Below are 14,685 nucleotides of genomic sequence, written 5' to 3' on the forward strand. Positions count from 1 at the left end.
GTCACAGGCCGCCGGGATAGGCCCCGTCGTGGAAACCGATTTCCAGCCGCTGCACCTGTGCAAAGATCTTGCTGGCGGCGGCTTGTTCGTCGGGCGTCATCTGCTGGCCCAGCTTGTCCAGCCGGTCGCGCAACCATTCTGCCTGCGCGCCAAAATCGGGGTCCGCGTGTAGCGCGATCCAGTCGCGCAGCATCGGGTCCGTCAGGGGCGCGTTCTGAACGGCGCTGCACCAGGTCCAATACATCCATTCCGCCGCGAACATTGCGGTGATGATCTGGGCAAAGCTGCCCTCGCGGGCGATGGTCAGCATGCCCTGGCGAAAGCCTGCGACCTTGGGCAGGGCCTGCAATGCCGGGTCGGGGGCGATGGCGCGGCGGGCGAAGGCCGCCTCGAAGTATGGCATCTGCTCATTGGCCAGCGCGTCCAGCGAGGCGATCAGCCGGCGGCGGTCACCCATGTCATCGGTCCGGGCCACGGCATAGGCAAAGATGGCGATGGCGGTTTCGACGAAGGCCCCCTCGATCAGCAGGTAACGGTCGAATACGGCGTCGGGCAGCCGGTCGGCCGCGATATCCTGCACGAAACGGTGGTTCACCATCGCCTGAAACACAGCGTCGTTTTCGGCCAGAATCCGGTCGGTCAGCCGATCAGCCATCCAGCCCCTCCGCTGCGGCGGCGACGAAACGGCGCACGCGGTCGGGATCGACCGGGTTCCACCAGACGCCCCCCTGTTTCAGCGACGAGGCGACGATGACGCCATTGGTGCGCTTCAGGATTTCCACGATATTGTCCTCGGTCACGCCTGACCCCACCAGCAAAGGCAGATGGGTGGCGCTGCCGATTTCCTCGATCTCGTCAATGGTGGCGCTGTTGCCGGTGCGCTGGCCGGTGGCGATGATGCAATCGCTGTCGAAAAAGGCCAGATCGCGGGTCAGTTCGGGGATGGAACGATCCGCCACGATGGCGTGGCTGCCATGCTTGACATGGGCATCGGTGAAAATTCGTACCCGTTCTGCGCGCAGCAGGGACCGATAGCGCAGGGCCTCGGCGGCGCGGCCCTCGATAAAGCCCTCATTGGCGACATAGGCATTGGCCCATTGGTTCACGCGGATGAAATCGGCGCCACCGGCGACGGCCACAGCAAGCGCCGGCAGGGGGGCGTTGGCCAGCACGTTGATGCCAAGCGGCACATCAAAGGCCTGCCGGATGCGGTCGGCCACGACCGACATGAAGGCGGGGGTTTCCGGGCCGATATCCTCGGGTTTGGAAAAGGGAATGTCGCCATGGTTTTCGACGATCAGGCCGTGCAGGCCGCCGGCGATCAGCTTTTCGGCATCGCGCATGCAGGCGTCATAGATCGCGCTCGGCGTTTCGCCGCGATAACGGGGCGCGCCGGGGAAGGGCGGGCAATGGATCATGCCGATCAATGCCTTGTCCCGTCCGAAGATATCTTTTATCGCGCCCGAGGCTCGGTCCGAGATAAGCTGCATGTCATGACCTTTCGGATGGGGGGGTGAAGCCGGATGAAAGCCTTTGTCATTGGCAATGTCGCCTTGGACGAGACCGTTGCCATAGACGATTTTCCGCGCGCGGGGGCGTCCATTTTCGGGGCGCAGTTGTCGCGTGATCTTGGGGGCAAGGGCGCCAACCAGGCCATCGCCATGGCGCGGACGGGGCTGGATTGCCAATTGGTCGCCGCCATCGGACGGGATGCGCGAGGCGAGGATATCGCCGCGCGGCTTGCGGTCGAGGCGCTGCCGGCCGATCTGATCTTGCTGGACGGGGTGGCCACGGATTTTTCCATGATCCTGATGGCCAGCATCGGCGAAAACGCGGTCATCACCACACGAGAGGCGGCCGCAGCGTTGACGCCCCAACAGGCGCGGCTGGCGCTGACGCCTGCGCAACCGGGCGATCTGTTGGCGATGCAGGGCAATCTGTCGATCGAGACCACGCGGGCGGCACTGATGGCGGCGCGCGAGGCGGGGCTGATGTCGGCGCTGAACCCTTCGCCGCTGCAACCGGTCTTTGCGACGCTTTGGCCGCTGGTCGATACCGCCTTTGTCAATGAAGGCGAGGCCGAGGCCCTGGGCGGTGTCGATGCGTTGCTGATGGCCGGCGCGGGCCAGGTGGTGCTGACCCTTGGCGGGCGCGGCGCGGCGCTGATCCGGCGGGGCGAGACGGTGCAGGTGCCGGCGCGGACCGCGCAGGTCGTCGACACCACCGGCGCGGGCGATTGCTTCATGGCCGTCGCGCTGGCCTCGGCGGGGTTGCGCGGGGTGGGGCTGGATGCCCGCGCATTGGCCCACGGGGCGGCCGCAGCCGCCCATACGGTCGCACGGGCGGGAACGGTGGCCGCTTTCCCGGATCGCGCCGGCATGGCCGCGATCCTGTCGGCCTGAATCTGGCGCTCAGCGGGCGACAAGCCAGCCCAGCACATTCCGCCACAGCCGCGTATAGCCGTCCCATGCGCAAAACTCGGGCGATAGCCAATGTGGCGCGATATCCGAGGTCCATGCCGCGGTGCGCCCCTTGCCATGCTGACCCAAGACCAGCAGCGGATAGCCGCCCTGATCCTCGGGCAGTCGGGCAACAACCGTGGTGCCATCGCGCGCCACGACCTCGTTCACGCCAAGGATCGGCGGCCAGGCCGTGCCCGTCAGCCCCGCCATCACCGGATGATCTGGCAGCAGAATGTCGGCGACGGCGCCCTCGGGGATCTCGACCCGGTCATCCCAGGGATGGCAGGTGACGGGCAGCACGTCCTCGACCGCCGTATTGCGCCAGCGGGCCTTGCCGTCGATCCCCTGGAACGAGAAATAGCCGCCCATCATGATCAGGTTGCCGCCCTGGGCGACCCAGTCCTTCATCATCCGCAGCCGGTTCGGCACGCATTGCGAGCGCAGCCAGACATCGGGTGGCAACAGGAAGGTATTGGCGCCGATATCGGACAGGATGATCACGTCATATTCGGCCAGCCCGCCGATTTCGAAGGGAAAGCCCTCGGCCGCGTCATGGGCGGTCATGTAGTCCAGATGGAAATCGCTGCCCGCCAGCGCATCCAGCAACGGCTTTGCGCCGGACATGAAGCGGACCGAGCCGAACTGGTCAAAGCCCTTGTAGTGGGTTTCCGATGTGGTCCAGCTTTCGCCGACCAGCAGCACCTTGAAACTCATGATCTTGTCCTTTGTCTTTGGGTCAGGCCGTCGCATCGAAGACGCGGCGAGGATTGGTCACCATCAGGGCTTTCAGCGCTTCGGGCGCGATGCCGTGGCGTGCAAGGCGGGGCAGGAAATGCCGGGTCACGAAAGCATAGCCATTGCCGCCATAGCGGGTCAGCATCATCTTTATGAACACGTCCTGCGACAGCAGGATCCGGTCCAGAAAGCCGTGATCGGCGAGGTTCACGATGGCACGCGCCGCCTCGTCGTCCGAGGGGCATTGCACGCCCTGATCGGCATAGAAGAAATCCATCCCGATCATGTCGAATTCAATAAAGGCCCCCCGCTGCGCCAGCGTCGCCTGATAGACCGGGTCGCCATGCGAGGGGTTCATATGGCACAGCACCGTGTGGCGCAGATCGGCGCCTTCTTCCTCGACAATATCCAGCACCCGGTGGCCAAGCCGGAACCACGCGGGCAGATGCACCATCAGCGGCAGTCCGGTGCGGACCTGCGCCCGCGCCGCGCCGCGCAGGGATTTTTCCTCATCCGCCGTGAAGTCGGAGGAAACGCCGATCTCGCCGATCAGCCCGATCCGCGCGTCGGTGCCATCGGTGCCGGTCAGCGCCTCGGCCACGATTTCATCGGCGATGTCGTCAGCGGACAGCCGGCCGACATGTTCGGGCATGGAACTTGCCAGATAATAGCCCGCCCCCATGACGATCTGCACCCCGGTTTCCGCCGCGATGCGCCGCAGCGCCACAGGATTGCGGCCGATGCCGCGACAGGTGGGGTCGACGATGGTTTGCCCACCCGCCCCGGCGAATTGCGCTACCTCGGCAATGGCCAGATCCAGATCGTCCAGCGCGATATTGTGCTTGTTGACGAAGGGATCCTGACGCAGCTCCGACAGGATCTCGATACTGACCGGTGCATCGGCCAGATGCTGACGTTCGGGTTCCTTCGGCGGGTTCCACCAGCATCGGCAGTCGTTTTGCAGATGTTCATGCATCAGTGTATGGCCAAGCCGGGCCGAGGGGACCGGTCCGGTCACGGTCATCACCTGACCGGACCGAATGTGGCAGGGGGAAAGCTCGCTCATGCAGCCTTCCTTTTGCCAAAGCGCCAGTTGCGGTCGAACAGCCGGGTGTTCATCCAGATGGCGATCAGGATGATCGTGCCGGTCACGATCTGGGTGAAGAAGGGCGAGATATGCATCAGGATCAGCCCGTTGCCGATCACTGCAATGGTCATCGTGCCCAGCACCGTCCCCAGCATCGAGGCCTTGCCACCCATCAACGAGGTGCCCCCCAGCACCACGGCGGCGATCACCTGCAATTCGAACCCCTGCGCCGCATTGGACGAGCCCGAGCCAAGCCGCGCCGCGATCAGGATGCCCGCCACCGCGCAGGCCAGCCCCGAGACGACATAGACCGAGGCCAGCACCCGCTTGGCCGGCATGCCGACGCGACGCGCGGCCTCCATGTTCGAGCCGACGGCGATGACCTGCCGGCCGTATTGGGTGCGCAGCATGACCACAAAGCCAAGAACCGCGATGGCCACGGCAATGACCGCCGGCACGGGAATCCCGGCGATGGTGCCCCGACCCAGCCAGAAAAAGCCCGGCACGTCGCGGATCGGGATAGAATAGCCCTCGGTCAGATACAGGGCCACGCCGCGCAGGATCGACAGGCCCGCCAGCGTGACGATAAAGGCCGGGATGCCCTGATAGGCGATGAACCAGCCCTGCACCGCGCCGATGCAGGCCCCCACCACCAGCATCAGCAGCACCGCCGCCGGCCAGCCCAGCCCCGCCGCCATGACGATGGCCGCAAGCGCGTTGATCAGCGCCACCATCGAGCCGACCGACAGGTCGATGCCCGCCGTGGTGATCACCAGCGTCATGGCTACGGCCACGATCAGGATCGGCGCCGCCTGCCGCAGCACGTTCAGGATGTTGCCAATGCTGAGAAAGGTCGAGCTGAAGCTGCCAAAGAACAGCACGCAAAGCGCAAAGAACAGCGCGATGGACAGAACCTGCGCGTGATCGGCGATGAAATCGGCCAGTTTCGATCCGGCCTGCCGCTCGGTATAGGTGGCCATCAGTGCCCCTCCTTTCCGACGATGAGATCGACAAGTTCCTGAAGGTCGGTCTCGTCCATGTTGCGTTCGGCGACCTTGGTGCCCTCGTACATGACGGCGACACGGTCGCAGACCCGGAACAGATCCTGCATCCGGTGCGTGATCAGCACCACCGCCACGCCCCGCGCCTTGACCCGGTTGATCAGGGCCAGAACCGCCTCGACCTCGGCCACGGCCAGCGCCGAGGTCGGCTCGTCCATGATCAGCACCTTGGGCTGGAAACTGGCGGCGCGGGCGATGGCGATGGCCTGACGCTGGCCGCCCGACAGTTTCTCTACCTTGGCGGTCAGGCGCGGAATGCGGATTTCCAGCGCGGCGAGCATCTTTTCGGCCTCGGCCAGCATGCGGGTCTGATCAAGAAACGGCCCGCGTTTCAGTTCGCGGCCCAGGAACAGGTTGCCCACCACATCGACATGATCGCAAAGCGACAGGTCCTGATAGACCATCTCGATCCCCAGGCTGCGCGCCTCGGACGGCGTGGAAAAGCGGACGGGCCGGCCCTCCATGCTGATGGTGCCCTCGTCGGGGATATAGGTCCCGGCCATGACCTTGGACACCGTGGATTTGCCCGCCGCATTGTCGCCGATCAGGCCCAGACATTCGCCGCCACGGATGTCCAGATCGACACCGCGCAGCGCCTGATGCGAGCCGAAGGTCTTGGCTATGCCGCGCAGGCGAAGGATCGGGTCGGCCGGAAGGGGGGTAGCCCCCCTTTCGGCCTGCGCTGGCTGCTGGATGGCCGCCGTCATTCGAACAAGGACCGGAAGTCGTCGACATTCTCCTTGGTCACGATGGCAACCGGCACCGCGATATTCGCCTCGACCGTGCCGCCATCGGACAGCGCCGTCAGCGCCTCGACGGCCGCCGCGCCCATCCCGGCCGGATCCTGCTGGATCACCGCCTTGACATATCCCTCGTCGATGGCGTCGACGACCTGCGCGGTCAGATCCCAGCCAAAGACCGAAACATCGGCCTGACGGCCCTGGCTGGCCACGGCGGCGATGGCACCCATCAGCGCGGGTTCGCCGGTGGCATAGATCGCGTTCATGTCGGGATTGGCGGTCATCAGGTTTTCAGCGGCGGCAAGCGCCACATCCTGCACGTTCTGGCCGTCCACCGTATTGGCGACGGTCACCTTGCTGGTATCCAGCGCCTGTTCGAAGCCGTCCTTGCGCACGTTCTGGATGAACGAGTTCAGCGCGCCGACGATGCCCAGCTTGGACGGCTCGACCATGGTTTCGTTGTAATGCGCGGCCAGATCGGCCCCGGCCTTGGCATTGTCGACGCCGATCTGCGCCTTTTGCGGGCCTTCGGGCAGGATCGCGTCGATGGCCACGACCGGGATGCCGGCCGCAGCAGCCTGTTCCACCGCCGGCATGATGCCGTTCACGTCGATGGCCACGACGGCCAGCCCGTCGACGCCTTCCTGAATATAGGTCTCGATGGCGCTGTTCTGCGCGGCGGGGTCGTTATTGGCGTTGAAGATCACCAGCTTGGCACCGGCCGCCTCGGCCGCCGTCGTCGCGCCACGGTTCATTTCGTTGAAGAACAGCGCCTCTTGGTTGATCTGGACCAGCGCAAAGGTTTTCTGGTCCTGTGCAAGCGCCGGGAATGCCGCCGCGCCAATCAGGCTGGTGGCAAGAAGCACGCCGAGGGTCCGGCGATGGAACATAGCTGTCATGTCATTTCCTCACTGTTGATGTTGGGTCAGGTGGTAAGGATCGGCGGGGCGACCGAGGCCCGTTCGATCAGGGTGACAGCAAGCAGCTCCTCTTGCGGAAGCTTGCCCTGCTCGGCCGGGTCGGTATCCAGCAAAAGCTGCAAGGCGCGCTTTCCCAGATCCCAAACCGGTTGCCGCACCGCTGTCACCGCCGGTGCGAAAAGATGCAGCGGGCCGACATCGTCAAAGCCCACGACTGACACATCGCGCGGCACCGAAAGGCCGGTCCCGCGCAGAATTTCGTAAAGCCCGATGACCAGCTCGTCCGAGGTGGCGAAGATCGCCGTCGGCCGGTCGGCGGGGTCACGGGCGATGAAGGCACGCGCGGCCTCGCGTCCGGCCTCGACGGTATAGGCACCGCTGAACCGCTCGATCCGGGCGGCGGGGCCGGCGATCTCGCGCAGGCCGCGGGCAAAACCGGCAAAGCGCCGCGCCCCGCTGATCATCTGATCGACGCCGCCGATGAACAGCGCATGTCGATGTCCGGCCTGCGCCAGATGTCGGCCGGCCAGACAGCCGCCGTGATCGTTGTCGCAAAACAGTTTCGGGACATTGGCGCCGGGAACGTCCTCGTCCACCACGACACAACGCGCGGTCGCATTGATCTTGGCCGCCAGCGCGGGGCTGCCGGCGTGATTGGTGATGAAGATCAGCCCGTCGGCATGGCCCTGACGGATATGATCGAGATAGGTCATCTCGCGGTCGGGCCGGTTCAGCGTGGCATGCAGCGCAAGCGACAGGCCCCGCCGGTCGGCATCCGCCTCGACGGCGGCGACGAAGCCGGCGAAGAACGGGGTCGAGATTTCGGGCACGACCAGCGCGATTGTATCCGATCGCCCCAGGCTTAGCCGCCGGGCATGGGGGTTGGGGACATAGTTCAGCCGGCGGATGGCGGTGTCGATGGCCTCGGCCGTGCGGGTCGGCAGTTCCAGCGAACCGTTCAGGTAGCGCGAAACCGTCGTTTTCGAGACATTCGCTGCCGTGGCCACGTCCTGAAGATTTGCCATAAGCCAGATTTCACCCGTCAAAGTTTGTGAATCGGTTTAGTAAATGGGTTTACTAGACTGAAGTAATCCTAGAATTGACGTTTTGTAAACGATTCTTGCGCAGGCGGCCGAATCTGTGATCGACAGGCGCCGTGAACAGCCGGCGTGCTGCCGCCGCCCGTCCTGGCAAAGTGCCGCGAATGACCGCCTGTTGCGGCAATGCGCCTTTGACTCTGCCGCCGCCTGACGATATGGCAGCGGATCGGCTGATCCAGACATGCAGGCGGGTGAACACCCGCAGATGCCAGGAACGGGCCACCAACACGGGCCAAGGCCCCAGTTCAGGCAGAACCAATGACCCAGAACGAGATTGCCGCGCCGCTGGCGGCCGCGCTGGCCGAACGGGGCTATGCCACGCTGACCTCGGTGCAGCAGGCGGTGCTGAACCCCGAGGCGCGGGGGCGTGACCTGCTGGTCTCGGCGCAGACCGGATCGGGCAAGACCGTGGCCTTTGGCATCGCCGCCGCACCCGATCTGCTGGACGGGGGCGAGCATCTGCCCACCGATACCGCGCCGCTGGCCCTTGCCATTGCGCCGACGCGGGAACTGGCCTTGCAGGTCGCGGCCGAGCTCAGCTGGCTGTATGCCGCGACCGGCGCGCGCATCGTCACCTGTGTCGGTGGCATGGACTATCGCACCGAACGGCGGGCGCTGGATCGCGGGGCGCAGATCGTGGTCGGCACGCCGGGCCGGCTGCGCGACCATATCGAACGCGGCAGCCTTGACCTGTCCGCCCTGCGTGTCGCCGTGCTGGACGAGGCCGACGAGATGCTGGATCTGGGTTTCCGTGAGGATCTGGAATTCATCCTGCAATCCGCGCCCGAGGATCGCCGCACGCTGATGTTTTCCGCCACGGTGCCGCCGGCGATCGAGAAGCTGGCGAAGGATTTCCAGCGTGATGCGCTGCGCGTTGCCGCCATGGGCGAGGCGCGCCAGCATGGCGACATCGCCTATCGCGCGCTATCGGTGGCGATGCGCGACCGCGAGAACGCCATCTTCAACCTGCTGCGGTTCTATGAGGCGCGCACGGCCATCGTCTTTTGCAAGACCCGCGCCAATGTCAATCACCTGCTGGCGCGGATGGGCAATCGCGGCTTTCGCGTGGTGGCGCTGTCGGGCGAGCTGTCGCAGCAGGAACGCACCCATGCGCTGCAAGCCCTGCGAGACGGGCGGGCGCGCGTCTGTATTGCCACCGATGTGGCGGCGCGCGGCATTGACCTGCCGGGGCTGGAACTGGTGATCCATGCTGATCTGCCGACCAATTCCGAAACGCTGCTGCACCGCTCGGGCCGGACCGGCCGGGCCGGGGCCAAGGGCGTTTCGGCGCTGATCGTGACGCCATCCGATTACAAGAAGGCGCAGCGCCTGTTGCAGGGCGCCAAGGTGGTGGCCGATTGGGGCAAGGCGCCCTCGGCCGAAGAAGTCGGCGCGCAGGACGATCTGCGGATGCTGGATCATCCGGCCCTGACCACGGGGCTAGAGGATATGACCGTCGCCCATGACCTGCTGGCCCGTGTCGGACCCGAACAGATTGCGGCCGCCTTTGTCCAGCTGTGGCGCGAAGGCCGCCCCCCGCCCGAGGAACTGACCGATACGCCGCCACCTTTGGCCGCCGCGCCGCGTGCGCCGCGCGAATTCGGCGGCTCGGTCTGGTTCTCGCTTTCGGTTGGCCATACCGGCCGGGCCGAGGCGCGCTGGCTGCTGCCCAAGATCTGCGAGGCTGGCGGCATCACCCGCGACGCCATTGGTGCGATCCGGGTGCGCGAACATGAAAGCTATGTCCAGATTGCCACGGCCGAGGCCCCGCGCTTTGGCGAGGCGGTCGAGATCGAGCCCGGCCTGATGATGACCCGGATGGCGGGCGAGCCGTCCTTTGACCGGCCGGCCGCGCCCAGGCCGCACCGGAAACCCGCCGGTGACAAGTCTCCCAGAACCCGCAAGTCGGACGTGGCAAGCAAGGCTGCCAGCGATTTGCCCGCAGCCCCGGCATCGGTGCCTGCACCAAGGCCCGCGCGCGCCTGGGCGCCGGATCTGGCGGCTGCACCGGATGTCACAGAACCGGCGGCACCCCGCGCAAAACCCCGTTGGAGCGCGGCGCAGAAGGCCGCCAAAAGCAAGGCGGCCAGTGCATCGCCCCGCGAGGATGCCAAGCCGGCAGCCTTCAAGCCCAAGGGCAAGGCCAGTGGCAAGCCGGGTGGCAAACCGGCGGGGTTCAAGCTCGCTGGCAAGCCGGGCGGGAAGCCGGGCGGCAAGCCGGTCGGCAAACCCAAGGGCAGGCAGGGCGTCGTCAGGCGTGCCGATGCGGGCAACGCCCCGCCGCGTCGCCCGAAGGGCCGGGGCTAGGATCTGTTCGGTGGGCTGTTCCTGCCGGTTTAGCCGGCAGCAGCGCTTTCTACCAGAAGGATTGGTTCTGACCGGGAACCTGCCCGCGTGGCAGGCGTTGGCGGGGCATGTCAGATCATTCTGGCGGATGGGCACCTGCGCCCGTCGCCCTTGTGTTTTCCAATCAGGAGCCAATCCATGACCGTCTTGAAACCCTTTGCCGTCCTGACCGCGCTTGTGCTGACCGCCGCGCCTGCGCTGGCGCAGGACGTCACGCGCCACCCGATCCCGGATTCGGATTTCCCGATCCTTCAGGCGGTCGAGGTGCCGGCGGGCAAGACCACCGTTTACCTCAGCGGCACGGTGCCGGCGGTTCTGAACGCTGATGCGCCGGAAAACAGCGTCGAGGCATTCGGCTCGATGGAAGAGCAGACCGTCTCGGTGATGAACCGCATCAAGGAACAGCTGGAGGGGATGGGCCTGACCGTCGGTGACGTCGTCAAGATGCAGGCTTTCCTGGTGGCACCCGAGGGTGGCGCCGTGGATTTTCAGGGCTTCATGGCCGGCTATTCGCAGTTCTTCGGCACCGAGGATCAGCCAAACCTGCCTGTGCGCTCGGCCATGGTGGTGGATGCGCTGGTCAATCCGGGCTGGCTGGTCGAGCTGGAGGTGACCGCCGTTCGGCCCTGATGCCACCGGCGACACGGCAGCGGCGACACGGCAGCGGCCGGGCCGGGCGGCCTAGCCCCACCGAGACCGCGCCTGCCATCCCACGAGAAAACAAATGGCAGGCGACCAGATCACGGCCGCGCGGCGGTCAGCGGCTGCCGCCAGATATCAAAGCGACGCCGCCGGCCCGAGGTCTGTTCGATCATGGCATCCAGCATCGTGCGGATATTTGCCAGGATGATCGGCGTATTTAGAAAGGTGGCATGGATGCCTTCCCTTAAGGTGGTCTTTGTCACGGCATGGTCGTCCAGCAGCCGTCTGCATCCTGTCGCTGTATCCCCCCGCCGTGGCTGTGGATCGGTCGGGGCAATCCCAAGGCGCTTGCCCGCGATCTGCGCGACGGGCATAATCTGTTCGTGACGTCGCTGCTGAACGGCAATGATGTCATCCGCAACTTGCGCGTGCGGATGGAACAGGTCGCCGAGGGAGAGGGCAAGAACCTGGACAAGGATGTTCATTTTGGTTCCCAGTGTTGTGGCTATGCATCGGACAATCAGGCCGAGATTGGCCGCTGTCTGGACAATGTCCGCTTTCAGCGCCGCATTTCCGAAAGCCTGAAATGCCGCGCACAGTCTGATGACGGCCATATGGTCAGGGAAACTCCGTCCAATACCGAACCGGCCATGGAACAGCCGAGGGCCAATCTGCCGGTCGGCTCGGTCAAGCTGGTGATCGGCAAGCTGCTTGAGGAAATCTCGATCCTGAAGCCCAAGCAGATCGCGCTGCAAACCCAGTTGCGCGATTTCGATCAAAAGACGATGCCGCGCCAGATCGAATTGTGGGGTGACCGGATCATTCCGGCGGTTCGCAAGGAACTGGCCCAGAAGCAAGCGGCCTGAGCGATGCGGCTGTATCTAGGGCTTTCGGGGGCGATCACATTGATCGAGCCGGTCGATTTTCGCCGGCTGGACGTTCTGATTGATCCCCAGATCAACGGCCGGCTGGATCCCGCGATCGCCCGGATCGGCCACCGCGACGGCGACCAGCATGTCTGGCTTTGTCCCCAGATCCTGCGCTTTCTGTCCGGCCATGCCGGCGAAGCGGACTGGGAAGCCGGCTTTGGCGGCATGCTGGCCTATGCCGCCAAGGCGGGTTGGGTCAATGGCGAAGGCATGGTTCGCGCCCATCTGACATGGGTCGAGAACCGCGAGATGGTCTCGCACGACGATTTCAAGGCAGCGATGCGGGCCTTGCCGGCAGGTATCGCCGCCATCACCACCCTTGGCGGGGGCGAACCGGCGGCGCTGATCGTGTCCAGCCTGACCTCGATTTCAGCCGATCCGCCGATGGTCGGGTTCTTCATCAACGAGAAATCGCCGATGGCGGGTCACCTGCTGGAAACGCAGAAATTCGTGGCCAATATTCTGGGTCATGAACATGCCCGGCTGGTCCAGACGGTTCTGTCGCAGCCGCAGGGCAACGCGCGATTCGCCGGCGGATCCTGGGCGGCGGGCTATGGCGACATTCCGGTGTTGCAGGATGCGGTGGCGTCGATGGAGTGCGACATCGTCCATAACTGGCGCCTGGGCACGCATCGGCTGTTCGTCGGTCTGATCCGTCATGCGGCCAGCCGGACAGGGGCCAATCCATTGGTGAATTTCGGCGCCGAGATCCGCAGCCTGCAAGCCGGTGACGGCGCATGATGCGGGGCGGTGCGGCAGACCACATGGCCGCCGCGCCAATGGCATCGCAGATCTGACCGCCGTTGCGAATGTCGGTTTCGTGCAGCGGACACGCAGGTCCCGGCTACCTTCAGCGCCGCCCGGAAGTCGTCGCCAATGGCGATCGAGCGGTCAGGCAGCGCGATCTTTGCGCCGGCCCGCATCAGGCATGCGGCAAGTTTCCTGCCTTTATACCGCCAGCGGCCCAAGCCCGTCCTGCGATTGATGCAGGTCTTATCCGCGTTTCCTGGCCATTCTTCGCGGCCTTTCCTGCATGACACTGCCGCGATAAAGCCGGATTGCTGGCCTTTGGCGGCGGATTTCGGCTGTCCGTTTTCGCGGCGGGTCCGCATTGTGGGATGGCCATTGGAAGATAACGACATTCAGGACGGGGCCGCCACCCGGCCTTGCGACATGGAACTGGCCCTGATCCACGGTTATGGTTTCCCGCGCTGGCGGGCTGGGCCGATACGCGGCGGCGGCTGTGGGGCAAGTCAGCCGGCTGTCCCGGCGAAATTGCCATGACGGGGCGCAGGCGTCATTCTGGCCCGAACGTGAATCAAGGCGACATCCAGAAGGTGAGATACGCATGAGCGAAGCCTATATCTGCGACTATATCCGCACGCCCATCGGGCGTTATGGCGGCGGGCTTTCGGCGGTCCGGCCCGATGACCTGGGCGCAGTGCCATTGCGGGCGCTGATGGCGCGGAACGCCCAGGTGGACTGGGCGGACGTCGATGACGTGATCTTCGGCTGCGCCAATCAGGCCGGCGAGGATAACCGCAACGTTGCCCGCATGTCGCTGTTGCTGGCGGGGTTGCCCGTGACGGTTCCGGGCACGACCATCAACCGGCTGTGCGGATCGGGGATGGATGCGGTTCTGGCAGCCGCCCGCGCGATCAAGGCTGGCGAGGCCGATCTGATGATCGCCGGCGGCGTCGAGTCCATGAGCCGCGCCCCCTTTGTCATGCCCAAGGCCGACAGCGCCTTTTCCCGCAATGCCGAGATCTTTGACACCACCATCGGCTGGCGGTTCGTGAACCCGGCGATGCAGGCGGCCTATGGCACGGATTCGATGCCGCAGACTGGCCAGAACGTCGCCGACGATTACGCCATCCCGCGTCAGGCGCAGGACGCGATGGCGCTGGCCTCGCAGCAAAAGGCGGCCGCGGCGCAGGCCAGTGGCCGGCTGGCGCGGGAAATCACCCCGGTCAGCATTCCGCAGCGCAAGGGCGACCCGCTGGTTGTGGAACACGACGAACATCCACGCGAGACGACTGCCGAGGCGCTGGCCAGGTTGCGGCCGCTGTTCCCCGATGGTTCGGTCACGGCGGGCAATGCCTCGGGTGTGAATGATGGGGCGGCGGCGCTGATCCTGGCCTCGGAATCGGCGGCGCGGCGATACGGGCTGACCCCGATCGCCCGTGTTCTGGGCGGCGCAGCGGCCGGGGTCCAGCCGCGTGTGATGGGCATCGGTCCGGTGCCCGCCTCGCAAAAGCTGATGGCGCGTCTGGGGTTGGAACAGGCTGATTTCGACGTGATCGAACTGAACGAGGCCTTTGCGGCGCAGGGTCTGGCATCACTGCGCCAACTGGGTATCGCGGATGATGACCCGCGCGTGAACCGCAATGGCGGCGCCATCGCGCTTGGCCACCCGCTTGGCATGTCGGGGGCGCGGATCACTGGAACGGCGGCGCTGGAACTGGCCCTGACCGGCGGCAGAAGGTCGCTGTCGACCATGTGCATTGGCGTCGGGCAGGGCATCGCCATCGCTTTGGAACGGGTCTGAATACCGCCAGGGCAGGCCGAGGCGGTCGCGATGTGTGGCAAAAGGTGATCTGGTCATCGCCATGGCCGACATACGGATCGCTCCGCCGAAAACCCGCCGCCGCCGCCGTCATTGC

Annotated in this window: 15 protein-coding genes; 6 read left to right on the top strand and 9 right to left on the bottom strand. The window is 65.5% G+C overall.

The annotated features are described in order from the left end of the window. Position 1 precedes the first annotated feature (1 nt). Positions 2–655, bottom strand: a complete 654-nt coding sequence (locus FNJ84_RS16420; RefSeq protein ID WP_143794391.1) for a TenA family protein — start codon at positions 653–655, stop codon at positions 2–4. Further along, the gene (locus FNJ84_RS16425; RefSeq protein WP_143794392.1) at positions 648–1,490 is read right to left on the bottom strand and encodes a BtpA/SgcQ family protein; all 843 of its coding nucleotides are present in this window, start codon (positions 1,488–1,490) and stop codon (positions 648–650) included. Before FNJ84_RS16425 ends, FNJ84_RS16420 begins: the two co-directional genes overlap by 8 nt. 33 nt (positions 1,491–1,523) lie before the next feature. On the opposite strand from FNJ84_RS16425, the gene FNJ84_RS16430 reads away from it, so the two are divergent. After that, the gene (locus FNJ84_RS16430; protein ID WP_143794393.1) at positions 1,524–2,402 is read left to right on the top strand and encodes a PfkB family carbohydrate kinase; all 879 of its coding nucleotides are present in this window, start codon (positions 1,524–1,526) and stop codon (positions 2,400–2,402) included. 9 nt (positions 2,403–2,411) lie between these two features. On the opposite strand, the gene FNJ84_RS16435 is transcribed toward FNJ84_RS16430, so the two are convergent. The 6 genes from FNJ84_RS16435 to FNJ84_RS16460 are packed head-to-tail and all read right to left on the bottom strand — an operon-like array spanning position 2,412 to position 8,030. Next, positions 2,412–3,176, bottom strand: coding sequence for a glutamine amidotransferase (locus tag FNJ84_RS16435; protein WP_143794394.1), 765 nt, complete (start codon positions 3,174–3,176; stop codon positions 2,412–2,414). A 22-nt stretch (positions 3,177–3,198) separates the two neighbouring features. Continuing rightward, complete coding sequence (locus FNJ84_RS16440; RefSeq protein ID WP_143794395.1) at positions 3,199–4,263, bottom strand: phosphotriesterase; 1,065 nt, start codon at positions 4,261–4,263, stop codon at positions 3,199–3,201. Next, positions 4,260–5,264, bottom strand: coding sequence for an ABC transporter permease (locus FNJ84_RS16445; RefSeq protein ID WP_143794396.1), 1,005 nt, complete (start codon positions 5,262–5,264; stop codon positions 4,260–4,262). Before FNJ84_RS16445 ends, FNJ84_RS16440 begins: the two co-directional genes overlap by 4 nt. After that, the gene (locus FNJ84_RS16450; protein WP_143794397.1) at positions 5,264–6,052 is read right to left on the bottom strand and encodes an ATP-binding cassette domain-containing protein; all 789 of its coding nucleotides are present in this window, start codon (positions 6,050–6,052) and stop codon (positions 5,264–5,266) included. Before FNJ84_RS16450 ends, FNJ84_RS16445 begins: the two co-directional genes overlap by 1 nt. Continuing rightward, positions 6,049–6,984, bottom strand: coding sequence for a substrate-binding domain-containing protein (locus FNJ84_RS16455; RefSeq protein WP_143794398.1), 936 nt, complete (start codon positions 6,982–6,984; stop codon positions 6,049–6,051). The genes FNJ84_RS16450 and FNJ84_RS16455 overlap by 4 nt, the downstream gene beginning before the upstream one ends. 26 nt (positions 6,985–7,010) lie before the next feature. Further along, positions 7,011–8,030 (bottom strand): LacI family DNA-binding transcriptional regulator, encoded by a 1,020-nt coding sequence (locus tag FNJ84_RS16460; RefSeq protein WP_143794399.1) that lies wholly within the window; start codon positions 8,028–8,030, stop codon positions 7,011–7,013. A gap of 333 nt (positions 8,031–8,363) precedes the next feature. On the opposite strand from FNJ84_RS16460, the gene FNJ84_RS16465 reads away from it, so the two are divergent. Both FNJ84_RS16465 and FNJ84_RS16470 read left to right on the top strand, forming a co-directional pair. Further along, a complete protein-coding gene (locus FNJ84_RS16465; RefSeq protein WP_143794400.1) occupies positions 8,364–10,412 on the top strand; it encodes a DEAD/DEAH box helicase in 2,049 nt (682 codons plus the stop codon). 177 nt (positions 10,413–10,589) lie between these two features. Further along, a complete protein-coding gene (locus tag FNJ84_RS16470; protein ID WP_143794401.1) occupies positions 10,590–11,081 on the top strand; it encodes a RidA family protein in 492 nt (163 codons plus the stop codon). Between the two features lie 110 nt (positions 11,082–11,191). On the opposite strand, the gene FNJ84_RS16475 is transcribed toward FNJ84_RS16470, so the two are convergent. Beyond that, positions 11,192–11,707, bottom strand: a complete 516-nt coding sequence (locus FNJ84_RS16475; protein ID WP_143794402.1) for a hypothetical protein — start codon at positions 11,705–11,707, stop codon at positions 11,192–11,194. A 36-nt stretch (positions 11,708–11,743) separates the two neighbouring features. Here FNJ84_RS16475 and FNJ84_RS16480 point away from each other — a divergent pair, with 36 nt between their 5' ends. The 3 genes from FNJ84_RS16480 to pcaF all read left to right on the top strand — a co-directional run bounded on the left by FNJ84_RS16480 (position 11,744) and on the right by pcaF (position 14,570). Next, a complete protein-coding gene (locus tag FNJ84_RS16480) occupies positions 11,744–11,959 on the top strand; it encodes a hypothetical protein (protein WP_143794403.1) in 216 nt (71 codons plus the stop codon). Between the two features lie 3 nt (positions 11,960–11,962). After that, positions 11,963–12,763: a flavin reductase family protein gene (locus tag FNJ84_RS16485; RefSeq protein WP_143794404.1), complete on the top strand. Its 801-nt coding sequence runs from the start codon at positions 11,963–11,965 to the stop codon at positions 12,761–12,763. Positions 12,764–13,370: 607 nt separating this feature from the next. After that, positions 13,371–14,570 carry a 3-oxoadipyl-CoA thiolase gene (pcaF, locus tag FNJ84_RS16490; protein WP_143794405.1) on the top strand — a complete coding sequence of 400 codons (1,200 nt, stop codon included), beginning with the start codon at positions 13,371–13,373 and terminating at the stop codon, positions 14,568–14,570. Positions 14,571–14,685 lie beyond the last annotated feature (115 nt).

Origin of the sequence: Paracoccus sp. M683, assembly GCF_007096355.1 — a bacterium.
Taxonomy (GTDB): domain Bacteria; phylum Pseudomonadota; class Alphaproteobacteria; order Rhodobacterales; family Rhodobacteraceae; genus Paracoccus.